The sequence below is a fragment of the Aeromonas sp. QDB23 genome (assembly GCF_027707745.1).
GTDB lineage: Bacteria > Pseudomonadota > Gammaproteobacteria > Enterobacterales > Aeromonadaceae > Aeromonas > Aeromonas allosaccharophila.
The window spans coordinates 1-17,311 of record NZ_JAPCJA010000013.1 but is presented as its reverse complement, the minus strand read 5'-3'; the positions used below and the strand labels follow the sequence as shown (position 1 = coordinate 17,311).

Genomic DNA, 17,311 nt, shown 5'->3' with positions numbered 1-17,311 from the left:
GAGTGGATGGATGCTGGCCGCCCTGTTGGGCGGCCTGATTTTGTCAGGGTTGGCAATCTATGCAGGCATGCTGCTGGCCAGACTGAGACGGCAGCAAGCGATGCAGTGGCAGGCGATAACTGCTCGCAATGAGCGAATTCTGGAGAGCGTGCGGGTCATTGCCCATGCAGTGCAGGAGGGGCAGTGCGATTACTCCGAAGGTGCCATTCGGCTGACCAATCTGCTGGATGCATTGCAGATCAAGGGTGGGCGGGCGTTCGCTGCCGAGTTCCCGGGTCTGTACGGGCTGTATGAGAAGGTGAAAGATATGCCGACTCATGAGGCCAGACGCGCACTTAAACGCAATGAAGTGATGAAGATGGATCTCGAACGCAGCGGCTACGAGGCCGAGCTGGAGGCTCAGATCCTCAAGGATGTGGCCCAACTGAAGGATTTTCAGTTAGGTCGGTGAGCCAACAATAACAACAAGAGAGGAAGCGAACGTGCAAGCAGAACAGATTGTGTGGGATCAGGCCCTGATCGAAAAATATAACTACAGTGGCCCGCGATACACCTCTTATCCCACTGCGCTGGAGTTCAACGAGAGCTTCGGTTATCCGGATTTTGTCCGCGCTGCCGGCCAGTATCCCGAGCGCAATCTGTCGCTCTACGTGCATATCCCTTTCTGTCACAAGCTCTGCTATTACTGCGGCTGCAACAAGGTCATTACCCGCCATCAGCACAAGGCTGACGAGTACCTCGACTATTTGGAGCAGGAGATCAAGGCGCAGGCCCCGCTCTTCAAACATCGTCTGGTCACCCAACTTCACTGGGGTGGCGGTACACCCACCTATCTGGATGAAGCGCAAACGCGCCGCCTGATGGCCATGCTGCGTGAGCACTTCCATTTTGCCGAGGAGGGAGAGTTCAGCATCGAGGTCGATCCGCGCGAGATTGCCATTACCATGCTGGATGTGCTGCGAGATGTCGGCTTCAACCGCATCAGCCTTGGGGTGCAGGATTTCAACAAGGATGTGCAGGTCGCGGTCAACCGCGAGCAGGACAACGACTTTATTAAAGCCATGTTGGAACGGGCCCGTGAACTCGGCTTCCGCTCGACTAACCTCGACCTTATCTATGGCCTGCCGCATCAGGATCGTGCCAGCTTCCACCATACGCTGGAAGAGGTGCTCAAGACCGATCCGGCGCGCCTCTCCATCTTCAACTATGCCCATCTGCCGAGTCGCTTTGCCGCCCAGCGCAAGTTGAAAGAGGTGGATATGCCTGCTCCGCAGGAGAAACTGGCCATGCTGCAGGACACTATAGCCTTCCTGACCGGTCGCGGTTACCAGTTCATCGGCATGGACCATTTTGCCAAACCCGATGACGAGCTGGCGGTTGCGCAGCGCGAGGGTAAACTGCACCGCAACTTCCAGGGCTATACCACCCAGGGAGATTGCGATCTGCTGGGGTTGGGGGTCTCCTCCATCAGCATGATCGGTGATGCCTATTCCCAGAATCAGAAAGAGCTCAAGGCCTATTACGCACAGGTTGCAGAGCTGGGTCATGCCCAGTGGAAAGGCTGCTCGCTCAATCAGGATGATCTGATCCGTCGTGAGGTGATCAAGCGGCTGATCTGTGATTTTCGCCTGAACTTTGCCGCTGTCGAGCAGGCGCACAGGCTCAATTTCAGAGAGTATTTTGCCGACGATATCAAGCTGCTGCAGACCTTCATCAACGATGGGCTGGTGCGAATGACTGAGGATGGCCTGGAGGTCTCCTCCACGGGGCAGCTGCTGATCCGCAATATCTGCATGTGCTTCGACGTGTACCTACGCAACAAGGCGCGTCAGCAGCAGTTCTCTCGCGTGATATAAGCTTGTATGCCGATCAGAAAACAGAAAGGGGCGCCATCGTGGCGCCCCTTTCATATCTATTTTTGCTTAAGCCGCGGGTCTGGACGGTTCTGGCAATAAGGCTCGCGATAGGGCAAGCAATCGGGCGGTAAAACGCAGACAAAAAGATGGGGGCGACTTGCGTCGCCCCCGGTAGTCGTATCGCTCATATCCTTGAACGAAGTTGCTCCCTGCAATCCCTGACTGTTTACCTCTTCCTTTAGGTTTCCCCTTCCCAATCCTTTGGGGTGTCCTTTAGCCATCTTGGCCTGACGAGTCATCCTGTCCCGTCGCACTTTCTCCGTCCTGGGAGGTGTCCTTTACCACATCCTGTGGTGAGTCCATTTGCCCAACCCTGGCAGCCAGTCTTCCTGACCGACTTCATTGCGTCCGTGCATGAGTAACTATAAGGATTTTTTTACCGGCTACAACGTCAGATTGGAAAACGTTTTTTTCATAAGCTGTTCCGAAAGCGGTGTGTTTCGACTTATTCATTTATAAACATGATGTTAAGTGTGTTGCCTTCATATTTTAAGATCCTATCTTCCGATTATCTCGAGGATCTTTTCGGCTGTTGGCTTACATATGGAATGGCAGATCTCTTACGCGGCTTTTTGGTTACTTTGGAAACAGATTCTGCAGTCTGATGATGGTCATTCGGGATGGGTTGGCGAGGCACCAAAAGAGCGACTGAATGGAGAAATTATGAGCGCTGGTTGAGTCGCTCATAGATGGTCTGGCGTTCTTCCGGGGTGAGCGAAGAGAAGTAGTGGGTAAAGAGGCGCAGCAACAGGGATTTGTTCATGCCATCTTGCTGGGTCAGATTGCCAAGTTCGTCGATGGCCACCGTGCTCATGGAGAAGGTGGCCTTCTTGTAACTGGGCCTCAGGTGCTCGCCACTCTCGATAAAGGCCAGCGCCGACAGGGCTTCATCACGATGTAGGCTCAGTTCAAGGCTGACCACCTTGGGTTTGCCCTTGGCGTAGAACTCCGCATCTTCGATAAATTCGTCGACGGTGAACTTCTTCTGGTGATGCAGCTGGTGCTTTTTCTTCAGATCGGCCAGACCCATCTCACACCCCCACTTGCAGGAACTCTTTGGCGATGGCCCGGATCTCTTCGGCGGATTTGCCATCCGGCTCGATCTCCATCACCGACAGCCCCTTCTCTTCGCTGTCGTCGTAGACGTTACGGCCATAGGTGATGGCGTTCAGCACATCGACACCGAATGAGGCGCAGACCTCTTTCGCCTCCAGAATGCGTTTTACCTGATTGGGCAGGGCGGGGCACTGGGTCAGCACTACAGCGGCATTGAGCGTCGGATTGACCATCTTGCAAGTGGTGATGAGATCTTCCATATGGGGCAGGGTCTTGAGGTCGCGGCGTTTCGGGCGCAAGGGGATCAGGGCGTGGGTAGCGACAGCCATGGTGGAGCGCAGAGCCCGGTTGTCCTGTCCGCCGCAATCGACGATGACGTAGTCGTAGCGGTTTTTCAGGCTGAGCAAGTCGTTGCGAATATTGCCATAGAGCTGAACGCAGTTGATTTGTGGCAGCTCCGGGTTGTCATTGCGCTCCTGAATCCAGTCAGAGGTGGTGCGCTGCGGGTCGCAGTCGACCAGTAACACCTCCCCCTGAAATTGGGATCTGAGGTAGACCGCCAGATTTTGTGCCAGGCAGCTCTTGCCACTCCCCCCCTTCTCTCCACCGACCAACAAGATCATGACGTTCCCCTATCCATAAGAAAACCGCTGATTTCAGTATAGGAGGGGCCTGCCTCATCACAAGGCGAGAGGAGTGATGCTCCTCTCGTTGTGTCGATTAGTAATGAACGCTGCCTCCATGCCAGCGGCAGACATAGTCAGGCACCAGCATCTGGGGGGCCTGGTCGACATGGCATACCACCATGGGCATGGCAGGGGCTCCTTCAGCTTGAATGAAGGTCGGGAGCGCAGAGAGCAGCAAAGTCGCGAGCAACAGCATGGGTTTCATCTTCATAACAACTCCTTGGTAGTACCATTTTAGTGTGATCTGGATCACTTTCTGAGTTAAGTCGAGGTTGGCGCCAGCGCAAGGTGGGACGAATAAATTCAATTAATGAAAAAAGTATCAAAAGGCGTTGTGGTGACTGACGAGGATGGTTGCCAGCCTCGATGCGAACTTTGTGCATATTAAGTTGAACCGCATAAAGAGGTGATGGCTGATGAGGCCTTGCCTGATGGGGTTGGCATCAATGCCATGATCTGGGACAAGAAAAGATTTATGCAGTGAGTGTGCTCGATCTGAGTATTTATTTCCCCCGAGTTCCTCTTGTCACACCGATGTATTCAATACACAGGAAGTAATATTCAAAACTTATTTTTAAAACCATTTATTATTATGATTTTTAACGAGTTTTGTTTTTTGAATTTAATCTTGCTAGTGAGCCTGCATGAATAAAAACTGAATCAATCTGAAATATAGTGGGGTGGTTGTGCATGGCTATTCAGTTCGCTCTGTGTGGGAAATACGCAATTTGCTACCGGGGTCATAGATTGAGCGGTGAATATATTCAGTTCTGAGTGAATGTGATCAATGTCTAAGTTTGCATTGGTTCGCAGGTCTAACCTCGGCATCGAAAGGCAAGGGCAGGATAGAACATAAGCCGAGTACCCTACATAAAGAATATCCCGCCTTAGCCACGAGCATGAATAGAAGGAATCTATTCAATCACTCGCAGGGACCACTGCTAGACGGAATATAATCATGAGCAAATTTTATGTAGGTTCTGAAGTTGGCCAATTGCGCCGTGTCATGTTGCACCGCCCCAACCTCAGTCTGAAGCGTCTGACTCCTTCCAACTGCCAGGATCTGCTGTTCGATGACGTCCTGTCTGTTGAACGCGCCGGTCAGGAGCACGACAAATTCGCTCAGGTACTGCGCGATCAGAATGTCGAAGTTTTCCTGCTGACCAATCTGCTGGCCGAGACTCTGGATGTGCCGGAAGCCAAAACCTGGCTGCTGCAACATCAGGTCTCCGACTACCGCCTCGGTTCTTCTTTTGCCAACGACGTGCGCTGCTTCCTGGCAGACATGCCGCACCGCGAACTGGCCCGCATTCTTTCCGGTGGCCTGACCTACTCCGAGATGCCTTATCACGGCGTCAACATGGTAGTGGGTATGCATGCACCGACCGACTTCATCATCGAGCCGCTGCCCAACCACCTCTTCACCCGTGACACTTCCTGCTGGGTTTACGGTGGTGTCTCCATCAACCCGATGGCCAAACAGGCTCGTCGCCGCGAAACCAACCACGTGAAGGCTATCTACCGCTGGCACCCGATGTTTGCCGGTCAGGACTTCATCAAGTACTTCGGTGACGAGGAGCGTGACTACGACAACTCCACCATCGAGGGTGGTGACGTACTGGTTATCGGCCGCGGCGCCGTGCTGATCGGCATGTCCGAGCGCACCACACCGCAAGGTGTCGAGCACCTGGCTCGCAGCCTGTTCAAACACGGTCAGGCCAAACAGGTCATCGCCATGGAACTGCCGAAACACCGCAGCTGCATGCACCTGGATACCGTCATGACCCATATGGATGTCGATACCTTCTCCGTTTATCCGGAAGTGATCCGCAAGGACGTGCAGTGCTGGAGTCTGACTCCGGGCGGCGCCACCGGCATGAACATCAAGGAAGAGGGTTACTTCGTCACCGCTATCGAGAAAGCGCTGGGCGTGGATCAGCTGAAGATCATCACCACTGGCGGTGACAGCTTCGAAGCCGAACGCGAGCAGTGGAACGACGCCAACAACGTGCTGACCGTACGTCCCGGCGTGGTGGTGGGTTACGAGCGCAATACCTACACCAACGAGAAATATGACAAGGCCGGTATCACAGTTCTCTCCATTCCGGGTGATGAACTGGGCCGTGGCCGCGGCGGCGCCCGCTGCATGAGCTGCCCGATGGAACGCGACAGCATCTGATGAGACGGCGTGGCGCCGGCAGAGGCTGGCGCCACACAGACCCAAAATCGAGATTAACCACTATGAAAAAACCAACTGTCGTCGTCGCTCTGGGTGGCAATGCACTGCTCCGTCGTGGTGAGCCACTGGAAGCGGATATCCAGCGCAAGAACATCGCCACTGCCGCCAAAACCATCGCCCTGATCGCTCAGGAGTACAACGTGGTGCTGGTACATGGCAACGGCCCGCAAGTCGGCCTGCTGGCTCTGCAAAACAGCGCCTACACCAAGGTATCCCCCTATCCGCTGGATGTGTTGGGTGCCGAGTCCCAAGGCATGATCGGCTATATGCTGATCCAGGAGCTGAAAAACCTGATGCCGAGCCGCAACGTCACTGCGCTGCTGACTCAGGTGCAGGTTGATCCCAAGGATCCGGCGTTTGCCAATCCGACCAAATTTATCGGCCCCGTCTATGAAGAAGCGGAAGCCCGCACCCTGGCAGAAGAGAAGCACTGGGTGGTCAAGGCTGACGGCAAGTTCTTCCGCCGTGTAGTGCCGTCCCCGCTGCCCCAGCGCATCGTCGAAGGCGACGCCATCGAAACCCTGATTGCCCAGGGCCACCTCATCATCTGTACCGGTGGTGGCGGCATTCCGGTGACCTGGGATGGCCAGAGCCTGACCGGTATCGAAGCGGTGATCGACAAAGACATGTCTGCCGCCTATCTGGCCAAGCAGATCAAGGCCGACGCCCTGCTGATCCTGACCGACGCCGATGCCGTCTATCTGGATTGGGGCAAGCCGACCCAGCACCCGCTGCGGGTCACCAGCCCGGACGAGCTGGCCGGAGTCAAGTTCGATGCAGGCTCCATGGGACCGAAAGTCGAAGCCTCTTGTGAATTTGTCAAAGCGACCGGCGGCATGGTCGGGATCGGCTCGCTGGAAGATGGTCTTGCCATCCTCAAGGGTGAAGCCGGCACCAATATCGTCGCCACCCGCACCGTGAATGCGTAATTACCGAAATTTGTACTGAGAATGCGTAGTCAACACTACTGCCCGAATTGGTCTGAAACAAATATAGAGAGAACTCATCATGGCTTTTAATCTGCGTAACCGTAACTTCCTGAAACTGCTGGACTTCACCCCGCGCGAAATCCAATACATGATTGACCTGGCCATCGACCTGAAAAAAGCCAAATACGGTGGCTACGAGCGCAAACACCTGACCGGCAAAAACATTGCCCTGATCTTCGAGAAGACCTCTACCCGTACCCGCTGTGCGTTTGAAGTCGCGGCCTTCGACCAGGGTGCGCAAGTCTCCTACCTTGGCCCGAGCGGTTCCCAAATCGGTCACAAGGAGTCCATGAAGGACACCGCCCGTGTACTGGGCCGCATGTATGACGGTATCGAATACCGTGGCTACGGTCAGGAGATCGTGGAAGAGCTTGGCGCCTATGCCGGTGTTCCGGTCTGGAACGGCCTGACCAACGAATTCCACCCGACCCAGATCCTGGCCGACTTCATGACCATGCTGGAGCACGGCAAGGGCAAGCGTCTGGATCAAATCAAGTTCGCCTACCTGGGTGATGCCCGCAACAACATGGGTAACTCCCTGATGGTCGGCGCCGCCAAAATGGGCATGGACATTCGTCTGGTTGCACCGAAAGCGTTCTGGCCGGAAGAGGAGCTGGTTGCCAAGTGCCGCCTGATCGCCGAAGAGACCGGCGCGCGCATCACCCTGACCGAAGATGTGAAAGAGGGTGTGCTGGGCACCGACTTCCTCTACACCGACGTCTGGGTATCCATGGGTGAAGCGAAAGAAGCCTGGGATCAGCGCGTCAAACTGATGACCCCGTATCAGGTCAACATGGATGTCATCAACGCCACCAAGAATCCTGATGTGAAGTTCATGCACTGCCTGCCAGCGTTCCACAACGACGAGACCACCATGGGCAAGGAAGTGGCTGACAAATATGGCATGAAAGGCCTGGAAGTGACCGAGGACGTGTTCGAATCCGAGCACAGCATCGTGTTCGACGAGGCCGAAAACCGGATGCACACCATCAAGGCAGTGATGGTTGCTACGCTGGGCGACTAAGGTCGCAGTAGTGGTGCCGGGGGGCGACCCCCGGCTTTTCGACCATGTGACAGCGGCATAATACCTCTAACCCTACGACCCGCAGCCTGCATGGATACCACACCCACAGAAGGAAGCTGGACCATGACCAAATTCAAGTTCCCGTCAGCCTACACGATACTGTTTGTGCTGATCGCCCTGGTGGCCGCCCTGAGCTGGATAGTGCCGGCCGGCAAATATGAAATGACCATGAACGAAGCCCTCGGCAAAGAAGTGCCGGTGGCGGGTACCTACAAACTGGTGGAGGGGAATCCTCAGGGGATCGTCGATGTGCTGCTGGCACCTATCGATGGCCTCTACAACCACGACACCTATCAGGCAGGCGCCATCGACGTCTCCCTCTTTATCCTGATCATCGGTGGTTTTCTTGGCATTGTGACCAAGACCGGTGCCATTGATGCCGGTATTGAACGTGTGACCGACCGCCTGCGCGGCCGGGAAGAGTGGATGATCCCGATCCTGATGGCGCTGTTCGCCGCAGGCGGCACCATCTACGGCATGGCCGAAGAGTCGCTGCCGTTCTACACCCTGCTGGTGCCGGTGATGATGGCTGCCCGCTTTGACCCTGTGGTAGCGGCGGCAACTGTATTGCTGGGCGCCGGTATCGGTACTCTCGGTTCCACCATCAACCCGTTTGCGACCGTTATCGCGGCCAACGCCGCCGGTATCTCCTTCACCGACGGTATCTGGCTGCGCGTCGCCATGCTGGTCGCCGGTTGGCTGCTCTGCGTTGCCTACGTCATGCGTTACGCCAAGATGGTGCGCAGCGATCCGAGCAAATCTCTGGTGGCTGACAAGTGGGAAGAGAACCGTGCCCACTTCCTTGGCAACAAGAGCGACCAGATGCTGGAGTTCACCCTGACCCGTAAAATCGTGCTGGGTATCTTCGTCGCCGCCTTTGCCGTGATGATCTACGGTGTGGCCGTGCTGGGCTGGTGGATGGCGCAGATCTCCGGCGTGTTTCTGGCTGCCGCCATCATCGTTGGTATCATCTCCCGCATGAGCGAGGAGGAGCTGACCTCCAACTTTATCGACGGTGCCCGCGACCTGCTGGGTGTGGCGCTGATCATCGGTATCGCCCGCGGTATCGTGGTAGTGATGGATAACGGCATGATCACTCACACCATTTTGCACAGTGCAGAAGGGATCGTGACCGGCCTCTCCACCATCGTCTTTATCAACGTGATGTTCGTGCTGGAAGTGGTGCTCTCCTTCCTGGTGCCGTCCTCCTCCGGTCTGGCCGTACTGACCATGCCGATCATGGCGCCGCTGGCTGACTTCGCCAACGTGGGTCGCGATCTGGTGGTGACTGCTTACCAGTCTGCCTCCGGTCTGGTGAACCTGGTGACCCCGACCTCCGCCGTAGTCATGGGTGGTCTGGCCATCGCCAAGGTGCCTTATGTGCGCTGGCTGAAGTGGGTGGCCCCGCTGCTCGGTATCCTGACCGTGCTGATCGTGGTCTGCCTGAGCCTGGGCGCCGTGCTCTCCTGAGGGATGACAAGCAAGATGAAACGGGAGCCTGCAGGCTCCCGTTTTTTATGGGCACAAGAAGTGATGGGCACAAAATAGCAGGCAACAAAAAGGCGACCCGCAGGTCGCCTCAATGCATTTGGGGGAGAGAGCTTAGCGGGCCTGCGCCAGCGTGCGCACCACGGCAGCGTGGGCCTGACGGGTGCGGCTGATATGGCGCGGCGCGACCAGCACCACGTCATTGCCCGCGACGGCGCCCATGATCTCCGGATTGGCGTTGCGATCCAGCAGGCGGGCCACCACGGTAGCGGCCCCCGGGGTGGTGTGGATCAGCACCATCTGCTGGTTGTGTACCACTTCGCGTACCATGTCGTGGATCGAGCGGGTGCTGCCAGCGGGTTCCAGCTGATCGTCTACCAGGGTGTAGACCTTCTTGCCGTTGGCATTCTGCGCCTTGGCTACGCCGAGGCGGCGCAGCAGGCGGGAAATGGTGGACTGGCTGATATCGGCAAAGCCGCGCTCTGACAGCTCGCGGCGGATCTCTTCCTGGGTGCTGTAGCAGTGCTGACCGATGATCTGGCGACAGGCATCCAGCTGGGCCAGATCGGGCTCTTGGGCAACGGGACGACTGAGGGTTTTGACCACGGCGAATTCCTTTGACGATGACCGGAGGTAAACGCGCGATATCTGCCATAGCTGTCAGTTATCAGGCAAAAACACTGATAATCCATCTATATGCAGGAAATGAACGGGCATTACCATCTTGGGATGGCAAATTATAGCTGACTGGAAATTCGGTGATGTGACAGGGTTCAAAAATGGGCCCCGCAGGGCCCAATCAGATATTAGTCACGCTCGCTGACGATGTCCTGAGTGAAGGACTTCTCGCAATATTTGCACTTCATCCGTACCACGCCTTTCACTTCGCGCACCCGGAAGTAGCTGTCCACCGGCTCGTTGTGGGAGATGCAGTTGGAGTTGGGGCAGTGGAACACCCCGGCGATGAACTCCGGCAGCTCCAGCTGGTGCTTCTTCACCACATTGAAGTCTTCGATGATGTTGACGGTCGCTTTCGGGGCGAACAGCGCCAGCTGGTTGGCCTGCTGTTCGGTCAGGCGGGTGTTCTCAATCTTGATGAGATCCTTTTTGCCCAGCGCGCCGGATTTCAGGTTGAAGCCGACGGTGATCCGCTCCTGGGTTTCAACCAGCTGGAACAGCTTGAGGATCTTGATGCCCTGGCCAGCGGGGATGTGATCGATGACGGAGCCGTGACGGATGGCTTCGACTTGCAGTTGGTTCTTGTCAGACATGATATTCCCCTAAGCTCAGACAGTTTCGTTCAGTACCAGTGCCAGCAGCGCCTGGCGTGCATAGACCCCGTTCTCCGCCTGCTGGAAGTAGCAAGCGTGGGGGGTCTTGTCGACCGCGACATCGATTTCGTCGACGCGGGGCAGGGGATGCAGGATCTTCATGGTGGGCTTGGCCCCTTCCAGGGTCGCCAGCTCCAGCACGAACTTGGCAGCCATGTGCTTGTATTCGGTCTCGTCGAAGCGCTCTTTCTGGACACGGGTCATGTAGAGGATGTCCAGCTCAGGCATCACCTCTTCCATGGTCTGGTGGACGCTGAACGGGATGCCTTTCTCTTCCAGCTCTTCGCAGATGTAGTCCGGCATCGCCAGCGCTTCCGGGGAGATGAAGAAGAAGCGGCAGTTGAACAGGCTGAGGGCTTGGGCCAGCGAATGCACGGTGCGGCCATATTTCAGGTCACCGACGAAGGCGACGTTGAGGTTGTCCAGACGACCCTGGGTCTCATGGATGGTGAACAGGTCGAGCAGGGTCTGGCTCGGATGCTGGTTGGAGCCGTCGCCGCCGTTGATGACCGGCACGCGGGAGAACTCGGCAGCCAGACGGGCCGCGCCCTCTTTCGGGTGGCGCATCACCACCGCATCCGAGTAGGAGCCGATGATCTTGATGGAGTCAGCCAGCGTCTCGCCCTTCTTGGCGCTGGTGTTGCCACCGTCGGCGAAGCCGATGATGTTGCCGCCGAGGCGCTGTACCGCGGTCTCGAACGAGAGGCGGGTGCGGGTGGAGGCTTCGAAGAAGCAGCTGGCAACCAGCTTGTCTTTCAACAGGCTGGTGTCAGGTTCAGCCTTCAACCGTTGTGCGGTTGAGACTACCAGTTCCATTTCTGACCGGGTCAGGTCCGAAATGGAGATGACATGTTTCTTATAGAGTGGATTGGTCATCGTCTGCATTCCCTTTGACATCATTGGAGGTTTTTCGGGCACAAAAAAAAGCCCCTGAAACAGGGGCTTTTTTTAAAAATAACTGGGGATCATTGGGGTGGGAACCGAAAACAACGGGGCCGCTCTGGTGCGCACCACCCGTCTGCAAGGCTGTTTTCTGAATCAAAAACTGCATCGTTTCGTCCCGACCTTTTTCAAAACCGGACAGATTATAGGGCCGCTTTTTTAATTGTCAAAATTTTATTTCCGATGCCAATTTCAGCATGAAAAACGTTTAAGTGGCGGGAACAGGACGACAAATCCACACCCTGTGCGTCTCTTGCAGCGATTCCCCATCGTGGGCCATGGCACGCAAATAACCGAGTCTGTGGTGCCCTTCCAGCAGGCAGTAGGGTTGCGGCAACGGTTGCCCGTTCGGGTAACTGCACCCCTCGGCGGGCGCCAGCACGATGACAGGTTCCGGCCAGGTGCCTTCGCTCAGCATCTTCTCGCCGAGCCAGGAACGACGCACATAGCGATTGCTGCGCAGCATCTCGCCCCAGCGCTCGATCACCTCCATATGGCGGGAGTCCACCTGATCCACCAGTTGCGCGGTGGGCCAGCTTTCACAGGTGAACTGATGGCTGGCGAGATCGATAAAGCTCCAGTTGGACTCAAAACCGCGCCAATGACGGTAAATCCACTGGGAGAGCACATTTTCAGGAATAAAGGGCACCAGCGGCGCGACCCGTTCAAGATAGGCGGGCAGGGACTCTGTCTTGCGTTCATCCCTGAAGTTGAGGGGCGCCAGTTGTTGGAGCAATCGGTAATTGAGCATAAGTGGCCTCCCGGTACCTGATTTCACCCTACCCCCATTTATGTCCCATTCCTACCCCGGCAGGGCTGCAAATACAGCAAGTTATCCCGCTTTGCTGCACAAACGACCGCGACTTGTTCGGGATTTGTGCAATCGCATCAAAAGCGTAAAAAAAGCCTTTACCTTTGATCTCCACTTTGTATACTACGCCTCGTTTGTTGCAGGGGCGTAGTTCCAATTGGTAGAACAGCGGTCTCCAAAACCGATGGTTGCGGGTTCGAGTCCTGCCGCCCCTGCCATTTTCAGAAAGGCCAGCTCATTGAGCTGGCCTTTCGCATTTCCGGCGTTCGCCCTCTGTTCCTCCCGCTCCTCTGTTTCTCCTCCTGATTGTTCTGCCGCTCGGTAGCATGGAATAGCGAGCAACCAACTTCTGATAGCTATCCCTGTTGTTGATGGATGTAAAAATATACAGATTCACTAAAGTCTGTTCATGTTGCGGCCGATAGCCTTTGATACATCAGGGTTTTCCCTGCCTGACACAACAACAAGGATTCGTCGTCATGACCCTCTCTCTGCGCGGCAAGCTGCTGGCCACCAGTCTTGGCGTGGTGCTGCTGATGGCATCACTGCTCGGCATCGTTGCCTTTCACACCCTCAAATCCCGCACCATGAGCGCCATCCAGAGCGAGGCGGTCAACTATGGTCACGCCTACTCGGTCGCGATCGGCGAATGGATGGCGGATCGCAAGAATACCGTCCATGCGCTGGTCAACCTGATCAGCGACAACCCGCAGGCCGAGCTGGTGCCGCACCTGAAGCAGGCCTACACCTCCGGTGGGTTCGGCCTCACCTATTTTGGTTCCGCGCAGGGGGTCATGACCCGGCAGGACCCTTCCCTCAACACCGGCAACTATGACCCGCGCGAGCGCCCCTGGTATCAGGATGCGGTGAAGGCGGGGCAGCTGATCGTCACTGCTCCCTATGTCAGCGTCACCATGCAGAAGCTGGTGGTCACCCTCTCCGAGCCGGTGCGCCATCAGGGCGAGCTGGTCGGTGCAGTGGGGGCCAACCTGGCGCTCGACAAGCTGATCGACGAAGTGCTGGCGATGAAGGTGCAGGGTGAGGGTTACGCCATGCTGCTCGACAGCAGTGGCCTCATCGTCGGCCATCCGCAGAAGGATCTGGCGCTCAAGCCCATCGCCGAGCTGGCGCCGGGACTCTCTGCCGCCACCTTCCAGCAGTGGGGCCGCGAAAACAGCGAGCTGCACGCCGCCACCCTCGACGGGCGCGACGTGCTGCTGGCGGTACAACCGGTAGCGGGCACCGACTGGCTGCTGGCCATGGTGATGTATCGCGATGTGCTGGAAGCGCCGCTCAGCAGCCTGCTGTGGGAGCTGGTGGGGCTGACGCTGGTGCTGATGCTGGTGTTCAGCGCCCTGCTCACTGCCACCTTCAAATACCTGTTCGCCGATCTCGGTCGGGTGGCTCACGCCCTGCACGACATCGCCCACGGTGAGGGGGATCTCACCGTTCACATCAACACCCACAGCAAGGATGAGGTGGGTCAGCTGGCCCAGAACTTCAACCAGTTCGTGGCGCGGCTGCATGGCATCGTTAGCCGGTTGCGGGATGTGACCGTCGAGCTGGCGGCCCAGTCCCGCACCCAGGCGGCCGGGGCGCAGGCCCGCAGTCAGCGGGTGCGTCAACAGCAGGACGAGATCGTGATGGTGGCGACTGCGGTGACCGAGATGGCCTCCGCCACCCAGGAGATCGCCGGCAACGCCGAGTTTGCTGCCACCACCGCCACCGATGCGGTTGCACTGGCGGTCGCCGGTCAATCCCAGGTTGGCCAGAGTCAGCGCAGCATTACCGGTCTGGCGGACGAAGTGGCCGATGCCAGCCAGATCATCAACGAGCTCGACAGCCATGCCCAGAAGATCAGCGGCATCCTGGCCACCATCAGCGGTATCGCCGAGCAGACCAACCTGCTGGCGCTCAACGCCGCCATCGAGGCGGCCCGGGCCGGTGAGCAGGGCCGCGGTTTTGCGGTAGTCGCGGACGAGGTGCGGGTGTTGTCGCGCCGTACCCACGACTCCACCGACGAGATCCAGCAGATGATCGAAACCCTGCAGCAGACCACCCGTCGCGCGGTGGGTGGCATGGAGACCAGCCGTCAGCTGGCGGGCACCAGCGTGGAGGATGCGGAAGCCGCCAACCTGAGCCTTGGCCGGATCAACGAGGCGATCGGCTCTATCAGCGACATGGCGACCCAGATTGCGGCGGCGGCCGAGGAGCAGACCTCGGTGACCGGCGAGATCAGCCGTAATACCGAGAATATCCGTCACGTGTCGCAAGAGCTGGCCGAGCAGGCGGGCAACGAGGCGGCGCAGGCGGCCGAGCTCAAGTCGCTGACCGAGCGGCTGGAGCAGGAGATCGGCCGCTTCCGGCTCTGATCATCCCGCCACTCCAGCAACAGAAAGGGCAGCCCGCGGGCTGCCCTTTGTTATTGTCGCTGACCGTCAGGCGGCGCTCTCCAGCTGCGCCAGATGGAAGGCGCGCCAGTTGCCGTCGGGCAGGTAGTGCTTGCCCTGCTGCCACCTGGGGTCGTGCTGCACCACGTAGCGGTAGTGGTAGGCCAGCTGTTGGCCGACATAGCACCCCTGCGCCGGGTCGAAGATCTCCACCTCGACCAGCTGGCGCAGATATTCGCTCTGGGGATCATCCTCGCCGTGGAAATTCTCCATCTCGTCCAGCGCCGCGATGGCGTTGGGGAAGTCGTCCAGCACAAACAGTTCGCCATAGACCCAGTCATCCCCCTGTAGCAGGGCCGGATAGCCCTTGTGCTGCAGGTGATAGAGGGCGCCGCGCACCCGGGCGCGCCGTGGCGGTTGGCTTACATGAGCGGCCAGATAGCGGCGGTAGTTGAACAACCCGTCCATCAGACTGCCGTAGACGAACAGCGGGCGTGGCTGGCCGAGGCTCATGAGATCTCGCCGCCCACGACCTTGAGGTCGCCATCCTGCTGCAGTACCACTGCCTCGATGGCCAGCGCCAGCGCACGGGTGATGTCGCTCATGGCGAGGCAGGGCTGGTTCACCTTGTCCGCTACCTGCTCGGTGATGTAGGGAACGTGGATAAAGCCGCCGCGCACCGCCGGGAACTCTTTTTCGATCAGGTAGTGCAGCTGATACATGATGTGGTTGCAGACGAAGGTGCCCGCGGAGTTGGAGACCGCAGCCGGAATACCGTTCTCCTTGATGCGCTGCACCATCCCCTTGATGGGCAGGCGGGAGAAGTAGGCCGGTGCGCCATCGGCCTGAATCACTTCATCGATGGGCTGCTGCTGCTCGTTGTCGGGGATGCGGGCGTCATCGAGGTTGATGGCGACCCGCTCCGGGGTAATGGCGAAGCGACCGCCCGCCTGACCGACGTTGATCACCACATCCGGCTGGTGCTGGTGCATCAGCGTCGCCAGCAGGGTAGCCGACTTGCCGAATACGGTGGGGATCTGCGCCTTGATCACGGTGGCATCCAGAATGGTGTCGGGTAGGCGTTTAACCGCCTCCCACGCCGGGTTGATGGGCTCGCCGCCAAAGGGGTCAAAACCGGTAATCAGAACTTTCATCATGGTCTCCCGAATTCTCAAAATGCCCAGTAGTACATGAGGGCGATATGGATCAGCACCAGCGTCAGCGCCATCGGCACCTGCACCTTGATCACCTTGTTGAGATCCTTCATCTCCAGCAGGGCGGCGGGCAGGGCATTGAAGTTGGCGGCCATAGGGGTCATCAGGGTGCCGCAGAAACCGGCGGTCATCGCCAGCGCACCGGCGATCACCGGATCACCCCCTTGCGTGACCACGAAGGGAATGCCGATCCCGGCAGTGATGACGGTGAAGGCGGCGTAGGCGTTGCCCATGATCATGGTGAAGACCATCATGCCGAGGCAGTAGGCCACCACCCCGACGAAGGGGCTGCCCATCGGCACCACGGTGGAGATCCCGTGGGAGATGACATCGCCGACGCCGGACGTGTTGAAGATCACCCCGAGGGCGGCCAGCAACTGGGGCAGGATGCCGGTGATGCCCACTTGCTGGATCATCCGGTCCGAGTCGCCCACCACGGTGGAGGGGGTGGCACGGGTCAGCAGTACCGTGATGACGAAGGCGATCACCGCCGCCAGACCGATACCGACTTGACCGCCGAGAGGGGTGAACTGGGCGATCACTACCGCCAGCAGCGCCAGCAACACGCAGGGCAGGAAGATCCGGTTGCCAATGCGGTTGGCGTGGCGCTGGGACTCCTCCTCGCTCGCCTGCTCCAGCTTGCCGATCTTCACCTGCTTGAGCAGGGTGATGACACCCATGGCGAGGATCAGCATCCCGTTGATCATGTTGGGGATATAGCTGCCGAAGGCGAACAGCACCCCGAGGATGGTCCAGAACAGGGCGGTGCCGACTCGAGCCGGGTGGTTGGCATCACGCAGGACGCGCCAGGCGCTGCTGAACAGGATGACGCCGATCAGCACATAGAAGAATTCGAGCATATTGGGGATCAGTGCAGCCATTACTGTTGACCCAGGGCAAGATCGCGAACGTTTTTTAAGCAGGGCACGAGGATTTGACCGACCGAACAGGGTGTGATCTTATACTCTCTTTTACGGGAGTTTCGTCATGAACCATCAAGCGGCATTTACCCAATTCTTCTCCGAACTTGAAGACCCTCGTCAGACAACCAAAATCGCGTACCCCTTCTTCGATGTGGTTTTTCTCACCGTCTGTGCTGCTATTGGTGGAGCTCAAGGTTGGGAAGATATCGAGCTTTTCGGCGAGGCACATCTGGAATGGTTTC

General features: G+C 57.8%; 19 protein-coding genes and 1 tRNA gene. 9 read left to right on the top strand and 11 right to left on the bottom strand.

Annotation, left to right across the window (positions count from 1 at the left end; translation table 11 throughout):
• Window positions 1-10 precede the first annotated feature (10 nt).
• Entirely contained in the window at window positions 11-451 is a 441-nt protein-coding gene (locus tag PG888_RS08025; protein WP_182934325.1) for a DUF2489 domain-containing protein, read from the top strand.
• Window positions 452-482: 31 nt separating this feature from the next.
• Window positions 483-1,856 (top strand): oxygen-independent coproporphyrinogen III oxidase, encoded by a 1,374-nt coding sequence (hemN, locus tag PG888_RS08020; protein WP_182938681.1) that lies wholly within the window; start codon window positions 483-485, stop codon window positions 1,854-1,856.
• A gap of 721 nt (window positions 1,857-2,577) precedes the next feature.
• Here the strand turns inward: hemN and PG888_RS08015 are convergent.
• The 3 genes from PG888_RS08015 to PG888_RS08005 form a co-directional block, all read right to left on the bottom strand.
• Complete coding sequence (locus PG888_RS08015; protein ID WP_075111914.1) at window positions 2,578-2,946, bottom strand: CopG family transcriptional regulator; 369 nt, start codon at window positions 2,944-2,946, stop codon at window positions 2,578-2,580.
• A gap of 1 nt (window position 2,947) precedes the next feature.
• Window positions 2,948-3,595 (bottom strand): AAA family ATPase, encoded by a 648-nt coding sequence (locus tag PG888_RS08010; protein WP_042063761.1) that lies wholly within the window; start codon window positions 3,593-3,595, stop codon window positions 2,948-2,950.
• Window positions 3,596-3,692: 97 nt separating this feature from the next.
• Entirely contained in the window at window positions 3,693-3,869 is a 177-nt protein-coding gene (locus tag PG888_RS08005; protein ID WP_167335554.1) for a hypothetical protein, read from the bottom strand.
• A gap of 747 nt (window positions 3,870-4,616) precedes the next feature.
• Between PG888_RS08005 and arcA the strand changes: the two genes are divergently transcribed.
• From arcA to PG888_RS07985, 4 genes are all read left to right on the top strand, one after another.
• Window positions 4,617-5,837 carry an arginine deiminase gene (arcA, locus tag PG888_RS08000; protein ID WP_042063762.1) on the top strand — a complete coding sequence of 407 codons (1,221 nt, stop codon included), beginning with the start codon at window positions 4,617-4,619 and terminating at the stop codon, window positions 5,835-5,837.
• A 62-nt stretch (window positions 5,838-5,899) separates the two neighbouring features.
• Window positions 5,900-6,826: a carbamate kinase gene (gene arcC / locus PG888_RS07995; RefSeq protein WP_139710607.1), complete on the top strand. Its 927-nt coding sequence runs from the start codon at window positions 5,900-5,902 to the stop codon at window positions 6,824-6,826.
• A gap of 79 nt (window positions 6,827-6,905) precedes the next feature.
• Window positions 6,906-7,910, top strand: coding sequence for an ornithine carbamoyltransferase (gene argF, locus PG888_RS07990; protein WP_017409770.1), 1,005 nt, complete (start codon window positions 6,906-6,908; stop codon window positions 7,908-7,910).
• Window positions 7,911-8,033: 123 nt separating this feature from the next.
• Window positions 8,034-9,440 carry a YfcC family protein gene (locus tag PG888_RS07985; RefSeq protein ID WP_111807290.1) on the top strand — a complete coding sequence of 469 codons (1,407 nt, stop codon included), beginning with the start codon at window positions 8,034-8,036 and terminating at the stop codon, window positions 9,438-9,440.
• Window positions 9,441-9,572: 132 nt separating this feature from the next.
• Here PG888_RS07985 and PG888_RS07980 read toward each other — a convergent pair whose 3' ends face one another.
• The 5 genes from PG888_RS07980 to PG888_RS07960 all read right to left on the bottom strand — a co-directional run bounded on the left by PG888_RS07980 (window position 9,573) and on the right by PG888_RS07960 (window position 12,482).
• Window positions 9,573-10,064, bottom strand: coding sequence for an arginine repressor (locus PG888_RS07980; protein ID WP_042063766.1), 492 nt, complete (start codon window positions 10,062-10,064; stop codon window positions 9,573-9,575).
• Between the two features lie 200 nt (window positions 10,065-10,264).
• Window positions 10,265-10,729 (bottom strand): aspartate carbamoyltransferase regulatory subunit, encoded by a 465-nt coding sequence (pyrI, locus tag PG888_RS07975; RefSeq protein ID WP_042063767.1) that lies wholly within the window; start codon window positions 10,727-10,729, stop codon window positions 10,265-10,267.
• Between the two features lie 15 nt (window positions 10,730-10,744).
• Window positions 10,745-11,665, bottom strand: coding sequence for an aspartate carbamoyltransferase (pyrB, locus tag PG888_RS07970; RefSeq protein ID WP_042063824.1), 921 nt, complete (start codon window positions 11,663-11,665; stop codon window positions 10,745-10,747).
• The gene (locus PG888_RS07965) at window positions 11,646-11,840 is read right to left on the bottom strand and encodes a hypothetical protein (protein ID WP_152986295.1); all 195 of its coding nucleotides are present in this window, start codon (window positions 11,838-11,840) and stop codon (window positions 11,646-11,648) included. The genes pyrB and PG888_RS07965 overlap by 20 nt, the downstream gene beginning before the upstream one ends.
• Window positions 11,841-11,939: 99 nt before the next feature.
• Window positions 11,940-12,482 (bottom strand): hypothetical protein, encoded by a 543-nt coding sequence (locus PG888_RS07960; RefSeq protein ID WP_058052021.1) that lies wholly within the window; start codon window positions 12,480-12,482, stop codon window positions 11,940-11,942.
• A gap of 201 nt (window positions 12,483-12,683) precedes the next feature.
• On the opposite strand from PG888_RS07960, the gene PG888_RS07955 reads away from it, so the two are divergent.
• Both PG888_RS07955 and PG888_RS07950 read left to right on the top strand, forming a co-directional pair.
• Window positions 12,684-12,760 (top strand) — tRNA-Trp (locus PG888_RS07955).
• 261 nt (window positions 12,761-13,021) lie between these two features.
• Window positions 13,022-14,914, top strand: coding sequence for a methyl-accepting chemotaxis protein (locus PG888_RS07950; protein WP_042063770.1), 1,893 nt, complete (start codon window positions 13,022-13,024; stop codon window positions 14,912-14,914).
• 66 nt (window positions 14,915-14,980) lie between these two features.
• Here PG888_RS07950 and PG888_RS07945 read toward each other — a convergent pair whose 3' ends face one another.
• From PG888_RS07945 to PG888_RS07935, 3 genes are read right to left on the bottom strand one after another with little or no spacing between them, the layout of a single operon-like run.
• The gene (locus tag PG888_RS07945; protein ID WP_182938682.1) at window positions 14,981-15,445 is read right to left on the bottom strand and encodes a gamma-glutamylcyclotransferase family protein; all 465 of its coding nucleotides are present in this window, start codon (window positions 15,443-15,445) and stop codon (window positions 14,981-14,983) included.
• The gene (pcp, locus tag PG888_RS07940) at window positions 15,442-16,086 is read right to left on the bottom strand and encodes a pyroglutamyl-peptidase I (RefSeq protein ID WP_182939692.1); all 645 of its coding nucleotides are present in this window, start codon (window positions 16,084-16,086) and stop codon (window positions 15,442-15,444) included. Before pcp ends, PG888_RS07945 begins: the two co-directional genes overlap by 4 nt.
• A 17-nt stretch (window positions 16,087-16,103) precedes the next feature.
• Window positions 16,104-17,027 carry a DUF979 domain-containing protein gene (locus PG888_RS07935; protein ID WP_182938683.1) on the bottom strand — a complete coding sequence of 308 codons (924 nt, stop codon included), beginning with the start codon at window positions 17,025-17,027 and terminating at the stop codon, window positions 16,104-16,106.
• Window positions 17,028-17,133: 106 nt separating this feature from the next.
• Here PG888_RS07935 and PG888_RS07930 point away from each other — a divergent pair.
• A partial coding sequence (locus PG888_RS07930; RefSeq protein WP_270693236.1) for a transposase family protein occupies window positions 17,134-17,311 on the top strand: 178 nt, incomplete at its 3' end.

Excerpts from the sequence above, each read along its gene's own strand:
- PG888_RS07960 (WP_058052021.1), bottom strand. The coding sequence starts at position 12,482 with ATGCTCAATTACCGATTGCTCCAACAACTGGCGCCCCTCAACTTCAGG.
- PG888_RS08025 (WP_182934325.1), top strand. The coding sequence starts at position 11 with ATGCTGGCCGCCCTGTTGGGCGGCCTGATTTTGTCAGGGTTGGCAATC.
- arcA (WP_042063762.1), top strand. The coding sequence starts at position 4,617 with ATGAGCAAATTTTATGTAGGTTCTGAAGTTGGCCAATTGCGCCGTGTC.
- PG888_RS07965 (WP_152986295.1), bottom strand. The coding sequence starts at position 11,840 with ATGCAGTTTTTGATTCAGAAAACAGCCTTGCAGACGGGTGGTGCGCAC.
- pyrI (WP_042063767.1), bottom strand. The coding sequence starts at position 10,729 with ATGTCTGACAAGAACCAACTGCAAGTCGAAGCCATCCGTCACGGCTCC.
- PG888_RS07935 (WP_182938683.1), bottom strand. The coding sequence starts at position 17,027 with ATGGCTGCACTGATCCCCAATATGCTCGAATTCTTCTATGTGCTGATC.
- PG888_RS08015 (WP_075111914.1), bottom strand. The coding sequence starts at position 2,946 with ATGGGTCTGGCCGATCTGAAGAAAAAGCACCAGCTGCATCACCAGAAG.
- PG888_RS08010 (WP_042063761.1), bottom strand. The coding sequence starts at position 3,595 with ATGATCTTGTTGGTCGGTGGAGAGAAGGGGGGGAGTGGCAAGAGCTGC.
- PG888_RS07945 (WP_182938682.1), bottom strand. The coding sequence starts at position 15,445 with ATGAGCCTCGGCCAGCCACGCCCGCTGTTCGTCTACGGCAGTCTGATG.
- pcp (WP_182939692.1), bottom strand. The coding sequence starts at position 16,086 with ATGAAAGTTCTGATTACCGGTTTTGACCCCTTTGGCGGCGAGCCCATC.
- arcC (WP_139710607.1), top strand. The coding sequence starts at position 5,900 with ATGAAAAAACCAACTGTCGTCGTCGCTCTGGGTGGCAATGCACTGCTC.
- argF (WP_017409770.1), top strand. The coding sequence starts at position 6,906 with ATGGCTTTTAATCTGCGTAACCGTAACTTCCTGAAACTGCTGGACTTC.
- PG888_RS08005 (WP_167335554.1), bottom strand. The coding sequence starts at position 3,869 with ATGAAGATGAAACCCATGCTGTTGCTCGCGACTTTGCTGCTCTCTGCG.
- pyrB (WP_042063824.1), bottom strand. The coding sequence starts at position 11,665 with ATGACCAATCCACTCTATAAGAAACATGTCATCTCCATTTCGGACCTG.
- PG888_RS07985 (WP_111807290.1), top strand. The coding sequence starts at position 8,034 with ATGACCAAATTCAAGTTCCCGTCAGCCTACACGATACTGTTTGTGCTG.
- PG888_RS07950 (WP_042063770.1), top strand. The coding sequence starts at position 13,022 with ATGACCCTCTCTCTGCGCGGCAAGCTGCTGGCCACCAGTCTTGGCGTG.